At 64.9% G+C, this 527-nt stretch carries 1 protein-coding gene; it reads left to right on the forward strand.

Annotation, left to right across the window (positions count from 1 at the left end; genetic code table 11):
* The coding region (locus tag CXQ97_RS21285; protein WP_104182390.1) for a methyltransferase at positions 1 to 527 on the forward strand (527 nt) is incomplete at both ends.

A 527-nucleotide genomic window follows, 5' to 3' on the forward strand; every position in this document is an offset into this window, starting at 1 on the left:
GGCAGAGCCGATGCTGGAAGGCGCGCGCAAACAGTTTGCCGCAGCCGGCCAGCAGGCAACCTTCATTCAGGCGCCCTGGCAGACAGTCGAAAGCCAGGTCGAGGGCCGTTTCGATCTGGTGATCTGCCACGCGGTGCTGGAATGGCTGGCCGAGCCCCGGGCGATCCTGCCGGTGCTGCATCGCCTGACATCGGCCGATGGCTGGCTATCGCTGGCCTTCTACAACCGCGACGCGTTGATCTACCGCAACCTGCTCAAGGGCCATTTCAAGAAGCTGCGCAGCCAGACCTATGCCGGCGAGCGCCAGAGCCTGACGCCTCAGCAGCCGCTGGACCCACGCGAGCTGGCGGCGCAACTCGCACCGCACTGGCAGGTCGAAACAACCAGTGGCGTGCGCGTATTCCATGACTACATGCCCGCCGATTTCCAGGCCCGCACCGAGCCTGCCGAACTGATCGAGATGGAGCTGGCCTACCGCCGCCATCCACAATTTGCCGGTCTCGGGCGCTACCTGCACTGGATGTGTC

Origin of the sequence: Arthrobacter sp. B0490 (assembly GCF_002929355.1) — a bacterium.
Lineage (GTDB): Bacteria > Actinomycetota > Actinomycetes > Actinomycetales > Micrococcaceae > Arthrobacter_D.